We start from the raw sequence: 14753 nt of genomic DNA, 5'->3' as shown, positions 1-14753 counted from the left end.
TAGGGAAACTAGTTAATTCTCTTCATAACATTTATAATTTCTACAATGTTATAATCTATAGGTTTTAAAAGCTGAAATAAACAACTTTTGAGAGAATGGGGTGTTATCTCTATCTCCCAGAAAGAAGATCGGCTTTTATATCTGTTTTTCCCGTCAGTCTAGCTTTGTAAACCCCGTAATTTTCCATGACACGCATTACATAATTACGTGTTTCTGTGTAGGGAATGCGTTCAATCCAGTCGATGACTTTATCAAGAGATTGTCCTCGAGGATCACCATAACGTTTTATCCATTCATCAACACGGCGGGAGCCTGCATTGTAACCAATAAGAGTGAGTATATAGGATCCATTAAAACGTTCCAATTGTTCGCTTAAAAAATAGGCACCTAATGTAGCGTTATAACTGGCATCACTACTCAATTTTTTGGGTGACCATATAATGGAATATTTTTTTGCAAGTGTTTTTGCTGTAGTTGGCAGCAATTGGAGTATACCTTGTGCGCCTGCTTTTGATATAGCTGTTGGATTAAATTCACTTTCTTGACGTGCAATGGCATAAACAAGCGCCTGTTTAGCGCCAGAAACATTGACAGAGGTTGGTATTGCACCTATAGGATGGGAAAGTGCACCAACATTTTTCCCGTGATAAACAGCAGTTTTCCCGATTTTGAGGCTGGTATAATAGTCGCCATTTTTTTCTGCCATCACAGCTAGAAGAGCTAACTCTCCAGGACTGTCTATTTTTTTACCAAGTTCTTTATAAAAGAATTGAGTTAAATTCGCATAGCCAGCTTCTTCTAGGCGTTTAATTGCTTTAATTACTTCTCGTGCATGAAAACGTTGTCGTTCAGTTGCTGTTGGCTTGGGAAAAGAAATTTCAAGTTTTTTTTGGTTAAGCTTTACAGCTGCTAATTGTCCATAATAGGTTGTACTAAAATGGGCGGCACGGTGAAAATAATTCTGGGCATTTTTATGTTCACCTAGAGTTTCTGCTGTTCGCCCCATCCAATAATATCCACGGGATACTGAAAGAGGCACAGAAGATAATTGGGGAATACGTGAAAAATGATGCATTGCCAATTTAGGATCATGCAGAAACCGTAGTGCATACCATCCAGCATGAAATTCAGCATCCACCGCCAATAAAGATGTCATACCATGATGCATAGTAACGAGTTGATAAGCAATTTTAGGCTTGTTTAAATCAAGCATTTCTCGAGAAAGGGCGCGTTGCTCTTTCCACAATGCGTGAGCGTTCATCAGTTTTAATGCATTATTGGATGTTTTTAGCATGAGCGTTGCAGCTGCATTATATTGTCCAGTTCGCCGAAGATAGCGAATTTGAGCAAATTGTAAGAGAGGATCTTTTTGCCATATTTTATCGACAGCACGTAATTTTTGCGTGGCTCTAGGGTCATTTTTTTCAACGGCCACAAAAGCATTAAAAAGAGATTGAGCACGAGCTAATTTTGCAGCACGCTCTGCTGAATCAAAGCGATGATCATAAAGCATAAATTGCATGCGTTTTAGATGATCAATAGGTTTTAGCACAGCACTTGCATTTTTAAGAATGAGCTCTTCTTCTTTTGCATTTAGCTTTGTGTTATGCCACCATGGTGAAATAATTTGTTGAGCACGAGTGGTTTGTCCAGTTGTAATAAGTACTTTAGTAAAAAGAGCCATACCTTGTGCTGTTAGAGGAGGATGATGCGCAAATTTTTGGAGAATAGCCTGTGTAAAATTTTTTTCATTGATAAAAGCACGTTCAGCATTACGTTGCATAATGTCTATACCCGGCCATTCTTTTAGCTCTTTGATTGCATTAAATATTTCAAAACTTGGTATATTGGCTTGTCCTGATATAGCGATTGCCCATGTCAAAATATGACGATCAAGGCTATTCTTTACCAGTGAATTACGAAGATTGATTGTTTTTGCAATATTGTTGTTTAAAAGTGCATCTAAGCCAGCTTTAAGTTGTTGAAGAGTAGAATTATTATTGGATGCAGAAAAATTGTAGGGTAGCGTGTGCAATTGTCTAAGAGATTTTTGAGTTTCTTTTTTTATAACAAGAGGGGTGGGGCGTACCAAAGGAATTGGCGCTTTTCCATGCAAAAGAGCTGAATGTGCCCATGCACTTGAAAATGAAGCTATTGTTGCCAGTATAAGTACAGTAAAAGTTTGTCGAAAAAAGAGGGCGAAAAACGCATACATAAAGAAAAAGCCTTGAAACCTTGTTTTTGAAAAACACTCGAATTTTTTAGAAGAGAAGCGTGAAAAACGAGTTAACATAGGCTGATCTTTTAAAGAGGTACCGGAATTGAGGAAATATATATTAAACCTTGTGAGAGCTATTGTGAAATTCATCTTGCTTCAATAACAGAGCGAGATTATGTTCTATCATGGGGTAATTTATAAAGGCCATTTTTATAAAATAAAAAGAACATTAGAGGGAGTTTATCATGCTCAAGGGAGCCATAACTGCGCTTATTACACCGTTTGATGATAAAGGTGTGATTGATGAGGAGGTATTTTGCAATTTTGTTGAGTGGCAGATTGCACAAGGTATTAACGGTGTAAGTCCTGTTGGAACAACCGGTGAATCGCCGACTTTAAGTCATGAAGAGCACAAAAGGGTCATAGAATTATGTGTTGAACAGGTTGCTAAGCGTGTTCCTGTTGTTGCAGGAGCAGGATCAAACAGCACCAGTGAAGCTGTAGAGCTTGCGCAACATGCACAGAAAGCGGGTGCAGATGCTGTTTTGGTTGTCACTCCTTATTATAACCGGCCTAACCAGGTTGGTTTGTATACGCATTTTTCTTCCATTGCGAAGGCTATTTCTATACCTATTATAATTTATAATATTCCCAGTCGTTCTGCTATTGATATGAGTGTGGAAACGATGAGAGATCTATGTCAAAACTTTAAAAATATCATTGGCGTTAAAGATGCGACGAGCAAAATTGAGCGTGTGAGTGAACAACGTGAAAAATGTGGTAAAGACTTTATACAGCTTTCTGGTGATGATTGTACAGCATTAGGTTTTAATGCACATGGAGGTATAGGGTGTATTTCGGTTTCCTCTAATGTTGCTCCAAAGCTGTGTGCAGAGCTTCAGGCTGCTTGTTTACGTGGTGATTATGAGGCAGCACGTGAATTAAATGATCGTCTTATGCCTCTCAATCGTGCAGTCTTTATTGAACCAAGTCCTGCAGGGATTAAATATGCTGCTACAAAATTAGGGATTTGTGGGAGTGCTGTTCGTTCACCGATTGTTCCATTAGCGGATACCACAAAGAAGATTATTGATGCAGCTTTGCATCATGCAGGTCTGCTTAGAGAATAGTGTAGCCATGAACAAAAAAAAGAACGCCCCAGTACGAAAAATAATTGCAGACAATCGTAAAGCTCGTTTTCATTATGAAATTCTTGATAATATTGAGGCTGGTTTGGTATTACAGGGAGCTGAAGTGAAGTCTTTGCGTTCTAATCATGCCAATATTGCTGAAAGTTATGCGAGCTTTGAAAATGGAGAATTATGGTTAGTGAATAGCTATATTCCTGAATATACGCAAGCTAATCGCTTTAATCATGAACCACGTCGTTTGCGTAAGTTATTAATTTCAAGACGTGAAATGGCACGTTTTTTTAATGCAACTTCTCGTGAAGGAATGACACTTGTTCCTCTCAAACTCTATTTTAATGAAAAAGGACGTGCTAAATTAGAAATTGCTCTGGCACGTGGAAAAAAGCTTCACGATAAACGCGAGACAGAGAAAAAACGGGATTGGGGACGTGAAAAAGCAAGACTTTTAAAAAGCTATGGGTAACAGATTTGTTGTATACTTTTATTATAGCACGATGAAAGAGATTTTAGCATTGATCCAGATATGTCCTTGCTGCTTGGAAAATCTGATGGAACATAGCATCTGTTAAGCGACCAGTGTTGGTGTTATAGCGTGAACAATGATAGCTTGAAAAGATGCGTAATCTACCAATGTTGTTTATTTTTCCATGTCCAAAGGGGTGCGCTAAAATTCTCGCATTAAGAGCACGAAGTGTTGAATGGTGTGCGATGGTACCAAGGGTAATAACAGCTTTAAGCTTGGGAAGATTTGTTAAAAGAGGCGAAAAGAAATATCGGCAAGTGTTAATTTCTTCTCCAGTGGGTTTATTTTCTGGCGGAACGCAGCGAACTGAATTAACAATTGCTGCGTCAATCAATTCAAGACTATCATCGGCCCTTTCTTCGAAGTTTCCTTGGGCAAAACCAAACTTTTTCAGAGTGGAATAAAGCAAATGTCCAGCATAATCACCAGTAAACGGGCGTCCAGTTCGATTTGCTCCCCGTAATCCAGGAGCAAGACCAACAATGAGAAGGCGTGTTGTGGCAGCACCTTTATAGGGAAAGAAAGGGCGCACCGGTGCATTATGCCAGCTTGGTTCTTTAATGCGCCAGTCCGAGATAAATTTATGCAAGCGTGGACATAAATTACAATTTTGCGGCGGTTCTGGGCAAAGCGATGTTGATTGGCAATTCATGAGATAGTATGCATTATCTTTTATAAAAATTCTTTTGAGTTGGTTTATCAAGCTATATGACGAATCATATCTTTGTGAACAACCCTAATGAATACAAATGCGTTATTTAATAACAAACTTTAACACAAAATATCGCTTTTTAGTTTTCAAAAAGTGCTAATTACTTTAGTGGTTTACTTGGTGAATAAGAGAGATGAATGTGACGTCTTATGGGATAAAAGTTTCTATTTTAAAATAATTACATTAGCATGGATAATGTGTATCTAAAATTACCATTATAGCAAAAGATTTTTAATCATTTGAATAATGAGTATAATTTTAAAAGATGTATTTTCCAAAGGAACGAATCGTGTGAGAAAATAAGTATAGTTTTTGTTTAAAACCAGCACTCTTTTTAGCCTCTCATTTTAAACGGTAATAATAGTAGACGGAGAGAGGTTATACCTTTTTAAAAGTTTTCAAGAAGTTTCAAATGAGCTCTTTGAGCAAAAAATATGAAAGCTTGTATTGTTTTTCTTGTGTTTTATTTTGTTTATTGTATATATTCTATCCTTATTATGAAGTTTTTTAATATTTAAGAAAGAAGCATAAATGGCCCGCGTAACGGTAGAGGATTGTGTTGATAAAGTCGATAATCGCTTTGAGCTTGTGCTTTTAGCTGGGCATCGGGCGCGTCAGATTTCACAGGGGGCTCAGATCACTGTGGATCGTGATAATGATAAGAATCCAGTGGTTGCTTTACGTGAAATAGCGGAAGAAACATTATCTCCTGCCGATTTGAAAGAAGATCTTATTCATTCGTTGCAAAAGCATGTGGAAGTGGATGAGCCAGAAATGGCCAGTGAATTTATTACACATTCGAGTGAAGCTGAAAATATTTTTGGAGCCTCAATGGAAGAAGAGGGTGGGGCATTTGATCATATGTCGGAAGAAGAGCTTTTAGCGGGCATTGAAGGTTTAGTCGTTCCGGAGAAGAGTGACGATTATTAATTGCGGCGGTTTGTTACGAGAGTAAATATACTTGTGTCATGCGGTAGTGGTTATTTTTCTTCTTTTATTAATGAAATATTCATATTCAACAAGGATTAAATTGTGAAGATATAAAGGATATACTCGTATGATGCGTCAGTGTGAGCTTGTTGGGCGTGTTAAACGTTACAAGTCTGACGTAGATGAGTCTCTATTAAAGAGGGCCTATGATTATGCAATGCGAAAGCATGGTCATCAGAAACGTGCTTCGGGTGATCTCTATTTTTCTCATCCTTTAGAAGTTGCTGCTATTTTAACGGATATGCGTTTGGATGAAGCAACAATTGCTGTTGCTCTTTTGCATGATACTATTGAAGATACAAGTGCTACACGAGCAGAAATTGATCAACTTTTTGGGGCCGAAATTGGTAAGTTAGTTGAAGGGCTCACAAAACTTAATAAGCTTGATCTTGTATCGAAGAAAGCTGTACAGGCAGAGAATTTGCGTAAACTTCTCATAGCTATTTCTGATGATGTTCGTGTTCTTTTAGTTAAACTTGCTGATCGTCTTCATAATATGCGTACCCTTGGTGTTATGCGTGATGATAAGCGGCGGCGTATTGCTGAGGAAACGATGGATATTTATGCGCCTCTTGCAGGCCGTATGGGGATGCAGGACATGCGCGAAGAGTTAGAAGATCTTTCTTTCTATTATTTGAATCCAGAAGGTTATCGTACGATTACTAACCGACTTTCTGAATTATCAAAGCACAATCGTGATTTACTTTCTCGGATTGAAAATGAACTAGCAAAACTTTTTTTCGAGAATGGCATTAAAGCAGATGTTAAAAGTCGTCAGAAGAAATCTTACTCTGTTTTTCGTAAAATGGAAAGCAAGGCATTATCTTTTGAACAATTATCTGATATTTTTGGATTCCGTGTTATTGTTGACACAGTGAATGATTGTTATCGTGCTCTTGGTGTTATCCATACGACATGGCCGATGGTCCCAGGCCGTTTTAAAGATTATATTTCTATACCAAAGCAGAATGATTATCGTTCTATTCATACCACAATTGTAGGCCCCTCAAGACAACGTGTTGAACTCCAGATTAGAACGGCTGCTATGGATGAAATTGCCGAATATGGCGTTGCTGCGCATTCCATTTATAAAGATCATGGTTCCAATTATTCGACTGCGAAGTTATCAAATGAAACCAATGCCTATGCTTGGTTACGTCAAACGATACAATCTTTGTCAGATGGTGATAATCCAGAAGAATTTTTAGAACATACCAAGCTTGAGCTTTTTCAAGATCAAGTTTTTTGTTTTACTCCAAAAGGTCGGCTAATTGCCTTTCCAAAAGGTGCTACCCCTATTGATTTTGCTTACGCAGTTCATACTGATATTGGTGATTCTTGTGTTGGAGTAAAAATCAATGGTCGTATTATGCCTTTAATGACAAAATTAAAAAATGGTGATGAAGTTGATATTATACGTTCACAAGCTCAAATTCCGCCAGCAGCATGGGAGTTTCTTGTCGTAACAGGTAAAGCGCGCTCAGCTATTCGCCGTGCAACGCGTGCGGCAGTACGTAAACAATATTCAGGTTTAGGATATCGTATACTTGAGCGTTCATTTGAGTATACGGGAAAACAATTTTCAAAAGATGTTCTTAAGCAAGTTTTGCCACGTTTGGCACGTAAAGATGTGGAAGACGTATTGGCGGCTGTTGGACGTGGTGAGTTGCCCTCAGCGGATGTGATTAAAGCAGTTTATCCTGATTATCAAGATCACCGTGTTGTACAAAAATCATCTTTTAAGCCTGGGGAAGAAGGTTGGTTTAACATTGAAAATGCTCAAGGTATGATTTTTAAAGTTCCGGAAAGTGAAAAGGATGCAACTGCAGGGAATCGTCAATCTAAGGCATTACCTATTCGGGGAACCCGTGGTGATATTCCCGTGCGATTTTCTCCTGAAGGAGCAGTTCCGGGAGATCGGATTGTTGGTATAATGCAACCAGGGTCGGGGATTGTCATTTATCCGATACAGTCTTCGGCTTTGATGGCCTATGATGATCAGCCGGAACGATGGATTGATGTTCGTTGGGATATTGATGCTCAAATGAGTGAACGTTTTCCAGCTCGGATTAATATTTTAGCTGTTAATAGCCCTGGTTCTTTAGCTGAAATTACCCAAGTGATCTCTGCGAATGATGCTAACATTCAAAATTTATCTCTTATTCATACCGCACCAGATTTCACAGAAATTATGATGGATCTGGAAGTTTGGGATTTAAAACATTTGAATCGTATTTTTTCTCAGTTAAAAGAGGCTGGTTCGGTGAGTGCAGTACGGCGGGTTCATGGATGAAAAAGAGAGATTTTATGATGAATACACAAGATGTGATTACTATTTTTAAACAAGCAGATGCTATTTTGGAAGGACATTTTATTTTAACTTCAGGCCGTCACAGTGCTATTTATATGCAGAAAGCAAAAGTATTTATGCATGCCGATTTGACGGAGAAATTATGTCGTGGGTTGGCCGAAAAAATCAGAGAAACTATCGAGGATCATATAGATTATGTGGTTGGTCCTGCAATTGGTGGTCTTATTCCCTCCTATGAGACTTCACGTCACCTTGGTGTTCCTTCTCTATGGGTAGAGCGTGTCAATGGTGTATTTGAGTTGCGTCGTTTTGAAATCAAGAAGGGAGCACGGGTTGTGATCGTTGAAGATATTGTAACAACAGGTCTTTCTATTCGTGAGACGGTTGAGGCTTTGGTTGCAGCAGGAGCAGATGTATTGTCGAGTGCGTGTATTCTTGATCGTTCGGGTGGTAAGGTTGATGTTGGAGTTCCCTTGATTGCACTTGCTGAATATGAGATAGCTTCTTATGCTAGTGATGCGCTTCCTGCTGAACTTGCCGCACTCCCAGCGATCAAACCAGGAAGTCGAAACATTTAATTGTCTTTCTATTGTTTTATAGGCAAAAACTGGGAGAAATCCGTTTGAATTGTACAAATTATTTTATTGTCATAGGATATATATTGAGAGTTATATGCTTTTTCGTCGTCGAGAACCAATAGATTTTATAAAGCGTATTCGACTTTGGTTATGGCCACGTCGTTCATTTTCTCGCTCATTTAGCTATATACGTAAACGTATTTTGCGTATATCAGCAACGCCGCATAAAGTTGCCTTGGGATTTTCTATAGGAATTTTTTTAGCTTGTTCGCCTCTCTTTGGTCTGCATATTGTTTTAGCAATATTTTTTTCGTGGGTTTTGCGGGCAAATTTTGCAGCAGCAATCATTGGAACGGTTTTTTCTAATCCACTCACATTTTTGCTTATCGTTATGGCCGATTATAAGATAGGCTATTTTTGCTTATCATTTTTTAGCAATGTAGACGAGATTTCTCTTTCGCAAATTCGTGCTCTGTTTGATGGTTTGACACTGTCAAATGTATCTCTGCTTTTCAAGGGGGCGTGGGTCTCAATTATGAGACCGATGATTTTAGGTGGTACTCTTTTAGGTATTATTTTTAGTAGCCTCTCTTATATAGGTGTTTACAGGGCAATTGCCCGTTTTCAACAAAAGCGATACCAAAGAATTATAAGAAAGAGCGTTTTTGGCAAAAAAAAGTCTGGTGATGTTTTATGATCATTGGTCTTGGAAATGATCTGGTTGATATAAGACGCATTGAGAAAATGTTGATCCGCTATGGTGATCGTTTTGTTCAACGTATTTTTACCGACATTGAGCAGATCAGATCTGAAAATCTTCAAAAAAGATCTTCTTCTTACGCTAAAAGATTTGCTGCCAAAGAAGCATGTGCTAAGGCTTTAGGGACGGGAATTGCTTGTGGTGTTGGGTGGAAAGATATGGGAGTGGTTAATTTACCATCTGGCAAACCGATTATGAAACTAACAGATCGTGCGCAAATGCAATTACAAAAATTATTACCTCCTTCTTGTGAAGCTGTCATTCATCTAAGTATAACGGATGATTTTCCTTGGGCACAGGCATTTGTTATTATCGAAGCACTTCCGCGTGGATAGATATTGTGAGAGATTGTACTTTTATTATTTGAACATTATGATAGAGAATAAATTATATTTGTGATGGGAAGGTGATCTGTAATGATCCAGAAAGAGAAAATGTATAAAAAGGAAGAAAAAGGCGGGGTGCTTGAATTTATTTGGGTTTTGATACAGGCTCTGTTTTTAGCAGCGCTTATTCGGACACTTTTTTTCCAACCTTTCAGTATTCCTTCCGGCTCCATGCGTCCTACGTTGCTTGTGGGAGATTATCTGTTTGTTTCTAAATATGCCTATGGGTATTCTCATTTTTCTATACCTTTTTCGCCTCCTCTTTTTTCGGGGCGTATTTGGGCATCTCAGCCTCAGCGTGGAGATGTTGTCGTTTTTCGTTTACCGAGTGATCCGAGCATTGATTATATAAAACGTGTTGTTGGGCTACCAGGTGATCGTATACAGGTGCGTCAAGGTGTTCTTTATATTAATGATGAGGCTGTTCCACGTCATTTTATGGGGAAGATTGATAATTCTGATATAACAGAGATGAATTACCCTGTTGACGTTTATCGCGAAACACTATCGAACGGTGTAAGCTACGATACACTTGATTTAGCTTTTATTCCAAAAGTTGATGACACGAAAGTCTTTGAAGTGCCACAAGGCTATTATTTTATGATGGGTGATAACCGAGACAATTCCGACGATAGTCGTTTGGATGTCGGCTATGTGCCAGAAGAGAATCTTATTGGTCGAGCAAGTGTGATTTTTTTCTCTATCAGCAATGGATCAAGTGCTTGGCAGATTTGGCGTTGGCCATTCGATATACGCTGGAGTCGTTTATTTTCTTTGATCAATAAAGTTCATGGTTTGCCGCTTGTACAGCAAGGAAACAATAATGAAGCGTCCAGTGATTGATCGGCTTGAGAAGCTGACGGGGCATCGCTTTAGAGATGAAGAGAGATTAAAAACAGCATTAACACATTCTAGTGTTCAAGATTTGGAACAGGAGAATTATGAACGACTAGAATTTCTAGGTGATCGGGTTCTGGGGCTTTTGGTTGCAGAGATGCTGTATCAATGTTTCCCGCAAGCAAGTGAGGGAGAATTATCGGTACGTCTAAACGGTTTAGTGAATGCACACACATGTGCTGACATTGCGCGAGAAATGGGGTTGCCTGATATGATCCATGTGGGTTTCGAGATGAGAAACTTCGAAGGGCGTCGACTTATCAATATGCATGCTGATGTAGTAGAAGCTTTGATTGCTGTGATGTATCTAGATGGAGGATTAGAAAATGTTCGCCCTTTTATTCAAAGATATTGGCAAAGCCGAGCAAAACAGATGGATGCTGGTCGACGTGACGCCAAGACAGAATTACAGGAATGGGCTCATATGCAGGGTAATGTACAACCACATTATCAAATTATAAAGCGTTCGGGACCAGATCATGATCCTGTTTTTATGGTAGAAGTGAGCGTTGCAGGTTTTGCTCCAGAGATTGGGCATGGCAGTTCTAAGAGATATGCCGAAAGAATGGCAGCTGAGAAGATTTTACGACGCGAAGGTGTATGGAAAACAATAGGAAAAAGTGATCATGGATGACGTTATAAAAACGTGTTCTGGTTTTGTTGTACTTATTGGGATGCCTAATGCTGGAAAATCGACATTAGTGAATCAGTTGGTCGGTACAAAGGTTTCAATTGTAACGCATAAAGTACAAACAACACGAACTTTAATCCGTGGTATTGTCATTCATGATAATACGCAAATTGTGTTGGTGGACACACCGGGTGTTTTTCGTCCTCACAAGCGGTTAGAGCGCGCGATGGTGTCTACTGCTTGGGGAAGTGTTAAGAGTGCTGATGTTCTGTTAGTTTTAATTGATGTTCAAAATGGTCTTTCAGATGATGTTTATACAATGTTAGATCATATCAAAGATATTAAACAGGATAAAATCCTCGTCCTTAATAAAATTGATACAGTTGCTAAAGAAACCCTTTTAGCATTAACTGCCAAAATTAATGAGCGTGTTAAGTTTTTGCAAACTTTTATGATTTCTGCTCTCAATGGTTCTGGTTGTAAGGATTTGCTTCATGCGTTGAGTAATATGATGCAGGAGGGGCCATGGTATTATCCAGAGGATCAAATTTCGGATATGCCCATGCGCCATCTTGCTGCTGAAATTACGCGTGAAAAGCTTTTTCTTCGTCTTCACGACGAACTCCCATATTCTTCAACAGTTGAAACAGAAAACTGGGAGGAACGTTCAGATGGTTCAGTTAAAATTAATCAAATTATTTATGTAGAGCGTGATAGCCAGAAAAAAATTGTTTTAGGAGCAAAAGGCGATACAATTAAAGCAATTGGTCAAGCAGCCCGTAAGGAATTAATGGAAATCATGGATCAAAAAGTTCACCTTTTTCTCTTTGTGAAAGTACGTGATAATTGGGATAGCGATCCAGAACGTTACCGTGAAATGGGATTGGATTTTCTGAAATAAAATGAAATGGAAAGAGCAAGCCATTATTCTTGGCACACGCCAATATGGTGAAACAAGTGTTATTCTTGAGATTATGACACGTCAGCATGGCCGTTATATGGGAGTGGTGAAAGGTGGGCGTTCGCGTCGTATGGCAGCTGTTCTTCAACCAGGGAATTTTGTTGAGGCTGAATGGTGGGCACGTTTAGATGAGCATTTGGGACTTTTTCGGCTTGAAGCGCTTAATTTACATGCGGCACGGTTAATAGTTCTACCAGAAGCACTCTATGCTTTACAGTTGATGGCGTTTCATTTGCGTCTTCTTCCTGAACGTGATCCACATCCAAGCTTATATGATCTGTTACATCTTTTTATGCAAAATTTTGAGGAATCATCTGTTATTGCGGAATTGCTGGTACGTTTTGAAATGCGGCTTCTTGAGGAATTAGGCTTTGGTCTTGATTTATCTCGTTGTGCAGCGACAGGGAGCCTAGAAAAACTCTGTTATGTATCACCAAAATCAGGACGAGCTGTTTGTGAGAAAGCAGGATACCCTTGGAAAGAAAAACTTCTTATTCTCCCCCAATTTCTTGTACAAAGAACGACTCGTCCGGTGAATTTTAGTGATATAATAAATGGTTTTATTTTAACGGGCTTTTTTTTAATGCGTCATGTTTGGGAACCACGAGCTGTAAAACAGCCATCGGTGCGTATAAATTTGATACAGTTGTTTGAACGGCGGTTTCGTACCCAAGCATTCATTTATTAATTGAGTAAATGTGAAGAGAATATGAAGATGCAAATCTTAAAAACAATTACTGAAATGCGTCAATATATCGCTAAAGAACGACGTTTAGGCTCTTCAATTGGTTTGGTTCCCACTATGGGAGCACTACATGAAGGTCATCTTGCATTAGTAGAGAAGGCAAGAGCAATGTGTGATCGAAATGTAGTTTCTATTTTTGTTAATCCGAAACAATTTGGTCCTCATGAAGATTTTGATCAATATCCAAGAGATTTGCAGGGTGATTGTGCTTTGTTGCAAAAAGCGGGTGTTGATTATGTTTTTGCACCTTCTACGGATGAAATGTGGCCAATGGGAAATGATACAATTGTAAAGGTAGAAAAACTATCACGTATATTAATTGGGAGATTACGTCCAGGGCATTTTTGTGGGGTCACCAGCGTTGTTGCTAAGCTTTTTAACATTGTTCAGCCAGATAAGGCTTTTTTTGGAGAAAAGGATTTTCAACAAATTTTGATTATTCGACGTATGGTTGAAGATTTAGCTTTTCCTATTGAAATTATTGGTATTCCTATTTTACGTGAAGCAGATGGTGTAGCACGTTCCTCACGTAATCAACTTTTAACATTAGAAGATCGCAAAGCAGCGAGGATTATTCCTGAAAGTGGTAAAGCTGCTGAACAGCTTTATCGCCAAGGAGAACGATCAGTTAACAAATTATGCAAAATTGTTCACGATATTTTACAACAAGAATCGCGCGCAATAATTGAATCCGTAGATTTTCGGGATATGGAAACATTATGTGTTGTCAAAGGAAAACTAGAAAAACCTGCAGTTTTGCTCCTCACTGTTCGCTTTGGTGCTGTGAGGCTTATTGATCAATATATATTGCAAGAGAAGGCGGACAAATGAGTATACATAATAAAACCATGAAACGTATAACTTCTGCTGAGATACGCTCAAGAAAAGGGCAACAGCCAATTGTTTCGCTAACGGCTTATCAGGCTTATAGCGCACGGATTGCTGATCCTTATTGCGATTTTCTTTTGGTCGGTGATAGCGTTGGTATGGTTGTTTATGGGTTTGAAACAACACTTCCTGTTAGTTTAGATATGATGATTTTGCATGGGCAGGCAGTTATGCGTGGCTCTCAAAAGGCTCTTGTTGTTGTTGATATGCCTTTTGGTTCTTATGAAAAAAGTCCAGAACAAGCTTTTTTGAATGCATCGTGTATTCTTGCCCAAACCGGATGTGGGGCAGTGAAGCTTGAAGGTGGTGTTTATATAGCGGAGACAATTGATTTTTTATGTAAACGCGGTATCCCAGTGATGGGACATATCGGGCTTACTCCACAGGCTGTGAATCGTTTTGGTGGTTTTAAGACACAAGGGCGCAACGAGAGTGATTGGCAAAGGATTAAAGATGATGGAGTTGCAATTGAGGAGGCTGGTGCTTTTGCTGTTGTTTTGGAAGGAGTTGTCGAGCCTTTAGCAGTAGAGCTTACAGAAAAACTTTCTATTCCAACGATTGGTATTGGTGCATCTAATCAATGTGATGGACAGATATTAGTTATGGAAGATATGTTGGGCTATTGTAATTATGTACCAAAATTTGTACGTCGTTATGGTGCTCTTGAACAAGCAATGGAAACCGCAATCAAGAATTATGCAGAAGATGTTACATCTCGTGCTTTTCCAGCGGATAAAGAAGTTTATAAACCGAAATAAAATTCCATTTAACATGAAAACTATAACAAGGGAGTCTATTATCAAATGCCTGTGAAGGTATGCAAACACAAAGCCAAAGAATATTTATTGTTTTACAGAGGATTGATAGAAGCTCATACATCTATCCAACCCATATTTGCTCTATTGATAGCTTTATGAGGTTATCGTTTGTAAGTCGACATCTAGAGATCTAGCACTCCCACATATTTGAGATAGAAGATAAGGCGAATAAGAGCTCTATAAG

Annotated in this window: 15 protein-coding genes; 13 read left to right on the top strand and 2 right to left on the bottom strand. The window is 38.8% G+C overall.

The features are described 5' to 3' along the window. Positions 1-109 precede the first annotated feature (109 nt). Entirely contained in the window at positions 110-2215 is a 2106-nt protein-coding gene (locus tag ABD917_RS02375; RefSeq protein WP_345118489.1) for a lytic transglycosylase domain-containing protein, read from the bottom strand. A gap of 248 nt (positions 2216-2463) precedes the next feature. Between ABD917_RS02375 and dapA the strand changes: the two genes are divergently transcribed. Next, on the top strand, positions 2464-3348 hold the full coding sequence (dapA, locus tag ABD917_RS02370; RefSeq protein WP_345118488.1) for a 4-hydroxy-tetrahydrodipicolinate synthase: 885 nt from the start codon (positions 2464-2466) through the stop codon (positions 3346-3348). Between the two features lie 7 nt (positions 3349-3355). After that, positions 3356-3832, top strand: coding sequence for an SsrA-binding protein SmpB (gene smpB / locus ABD917_RS02365; protein WP_345118486.1), 477 nt, complete (start codon positions 3356-3358; stop codon positions 3830-3832). A gap of 43 nt (positions 3833-3875) precedes the next feature. Here the strand turns inward: smpB and ABD917_RS02360 are convergent, their stop codons facing one another. Continuing rightward, entirely contained in the window at positions 3876-4544 is a 669-nt protein-coding gene (locus tag ABD917_RS02360) for a uracil-DNA glycosylase (RefSeq protein ID WP_345118484.1), read from the bottom strand. A 591-nt stretch (positions 4545-5135) separates the two neighbouring features. Here ABD917_RS02360 and rpoZ point away from each other — a divergent pair. The 11 genes from rpoZ (at position 5136) to panB (ending at position 14509) form a co-directional block, all read left to right on the top strand. Further along, positions 5136-5534, top strand: coding sequence for a DNA-directed RNA polymerase subunit omega (gene rpoZ, locus ABD917_RS02355; protein ID WP_345118483.1), 399 nt, complete (start codon positions 5136-5138; stop codon positions 5532-5534). A 127-nt stretch (positions 5535-5661) separates the two neighbouring features. Beyond that, positions 5662-7887, top strand: a complete 2226-nt coding sequence (locus ABD917_RS02350) for a RelA/SpoT family protein (RefSeq protein WP_345118482.1) — start codon at positions 5662-5664, stop codon at positions 7885-7887. Positions 7888-7904: 17 nt separating this feature from the next. Then, positions 7905-8483 (top strand): orotate phosphoribosyltransferase, encoded by a 579-nt coding sequence (gene pyrE / locus ABD917_RS02345; RefSeq protein WP_345118632.1) that lies wholly within the window; start codon positions 7905-7907, stop codon positions 8481-8483. Between the two features lie 94 nt (positions 8484-8577). Next, positions 8578-9180, top strand: coding sequence for a DUF2062 domain-containing protein (locus tag ABD917_RS02340; protein WP_345118480.1), 603 nt, complete (start codon positions 8578-8580; stop codon positions 9178-9180). Continuing rightward, positions 9177-9578 (top strand): holo-ACP synthase, encoded by a 402-nt coding sequence (gene acpS, locus ABD917_RS02335; protein ID WP_345118479.1) that lies wholly within the window; start codon positions 9177-9179, stop codon positions 9576-9578. Before ABD917_RS02340 ends, acpS begins: the two co-directional genes overlap by 4 nt. Positions 9579-9659: 81 nt before the next feature. After that, positions 9660-10472, top strand: a complete 813-nt coding sequence (lepB, locus tag ABD917_RS02330; RefSeq protein WP_345118478.1) for a signal peptidase I — start codon at positions 9660-9662, stop codon at positions 10470-10472. Continuing rightward, on the top strand, positions 10453-11160 hold the full coding sequence (rnc, locus tag ABD917_RS02325; protein WP_345118477.1) for a ribonuclease III: 708 nt from the start codon (positions 10453-10455) through the stop codon (positions 11158-11160). Before lepB ends, rnc begins: the two co-directional genes overlap by 20 nt. Beyond that, entirely contained in the window at positions 11153-12058 is a 906-nt protein-coding gene (era, locus tag ABD917_RS02320; RefSeq protein ID WP_345118476.1) for a GTPase Era, read from the top strand. Before rnc ends, era begins: the two co-directional genes overlap by 8 nt. A 1-nt stretch (position 12059) precedes the next feature. Next, positions 12060-12806, top strand: a complete 747-nt coding sequence (gene recO / locus ABD917_RS02315) for a DNA repair protein RecO (RefSeq protein ID WP_345118475.1) — start codon at positions 12060-12062, stop codon at positions 12804-12806. A gap of 21 nt (positions 12807-12827) precedes the next feature. After that, the gene (panC, locus tag ABD917_RS02310; protein ID WP_345118474.1) at positions 12828-13694 is read left to right on the top strand and encodes a pantoate--beta-alanine ligase; all 867 of its coding nucleotides are present in this window, start codon (positions 12828-12830) and stop codon (positions 13692-13694) included. After that, positions 13691-14509 carry a 3-methyl-2-oxobutanoate hydroxymethyltransferase gene (gene panB / locus ABD917_RS02305; RefSeq protein ID WP_345118473.1) on the top strand — a complete coding sequence of 273 codons (819 nt, stop codon included), beginning with the start codon at positions 13691-13693 and terminating at the stop codon, positions 14507-14509. Before panC ends, panB begins: the two co-directional genes overlap by 4 nt. The last annotated feature ends 244 nt before the right edge of the window (positions 14510-14753 follow it).

Origin of the sequence: Bartonella pachyuromydis (genome assembly GCF_039543065.1) — a bacterium.
Taxonomy (GTDB): Bacteria; Pseudomonadota; Alphaproteobacteria; order Rhizobiales; family Rhizobiaceae; genus Bartonella; species Bartonella pachyuromydis.
The sequence above is the reverse complement of the archived record's forward strand: the minus strand, read 5'-3'. Positions and strand labels throughout refer to the sequence as shown.

What these genes read in the sequence shown, in the direction of transcription:
- lepB (WP_345118478.1), top strand. Translation starts at nt 9,660, where the DNA reads ATGATCCAGAAAGAGAAAATGTATAAAAAGGAAGAAAAAGGCGGGGTG.
- panC (WP_345118474.1), top strand. Translation starts at nt 12,828, where the DNA reads ATGAAGATGCAAATCTTAAAAACAATTACTGAAATGCGTCAATATATC.
- rpoZ (WP_345118483.1), top strand. Translation starts at nt 5,136, where the DNA reads ATGGCCCGCGTAACGGTAGAGGATTGTGTTGATAAAGTCGATAATCGC.
- rnc (WP_345118477.1), top strand. Translation starts at nt 10,453, where the DNA reads ATGAAGCGTCCAGTGATTGATCGGCTTGAGAAGCTGACGGGGCATCGC.
- pyrE (WP_345118632.1), top strand. Translation starts at nt 7,905, where the DNA reads ATGAATACACAAGATGTGATTACTATTTTTAAACAAGCAGATGCTATT.
- era (WP_345118476.1), top strand. Translation starts at nt 11,153, where the DNA reads ATGGATGACGTTATAAAAACGTGTTCTGGTTTTGTTGTACTTATTGGG.
- panB (WP_345118473.1), top strand. Translation starts at nt 13,691, where the DNA reads ATGAGTATACATAATAAAACCATGAAACGTATAACTTCTGCTGAGATA.
- ABD917_RS02350 (WP_345118482.1), top strand. Translation starts at nt 5,662, where the DNA reads ATGATGCGTCAGTGTGAGCTTGTTGGGCGTGTTAAACGTTACAAGTCT.
- recO (WP_345118475.1), top strand. Translation starts at nt 12,060, where the DNA reads ATGAAATGGAAAGAGCAAGCCATTATTCTTGGCACACGCCAATATGGT.
- ABD917_RS02360 (WP_345118484.1), bottom strand. Translation starts at nt 4,544, where the DNA reads ATGAATTGCCAATCAACATCGCTTTGCCCAGAACCGCCGCAAAATTGT.
- dapA (WP_345118488.1), top strand. Translation starts at nt 2,464, where the DNA reads ATGCTCAAGGGAGCCATAACTGCGCTTATTACACCGTTTGATGATAAA.
- ABD917_RS02340 (WP_345118480.1), top strand. Translation starts at nt 8,578, where the DNA reads ATGCTTTTTCGTCGTCGAGAACCAATAGATTTTATAAAGCGTATTCGA.
- ABD917_RS02375 (WP_345118489.1), bottom strand. Translation starts at nt 2,215, where the DNA reads ATGTATGCGTTTTTCGCCCTCTTTTTTCGACAAACTTTTACTGTACTT.
- acpS (WP_345118479.1), top strand. Translation starts at nt 9,177, where the DNA reads ATGATCATTGGTCTTGGAAATGATCTGGTTGATATAAGACGCATTGAG.
- smpB (WP_345118486.1), top strand. Translation starts at nt 3,356, where the DNA reads ATGAACAAAAAAAAGAACGCCCCAGTACGAAAAATAATTGCAGACAAT.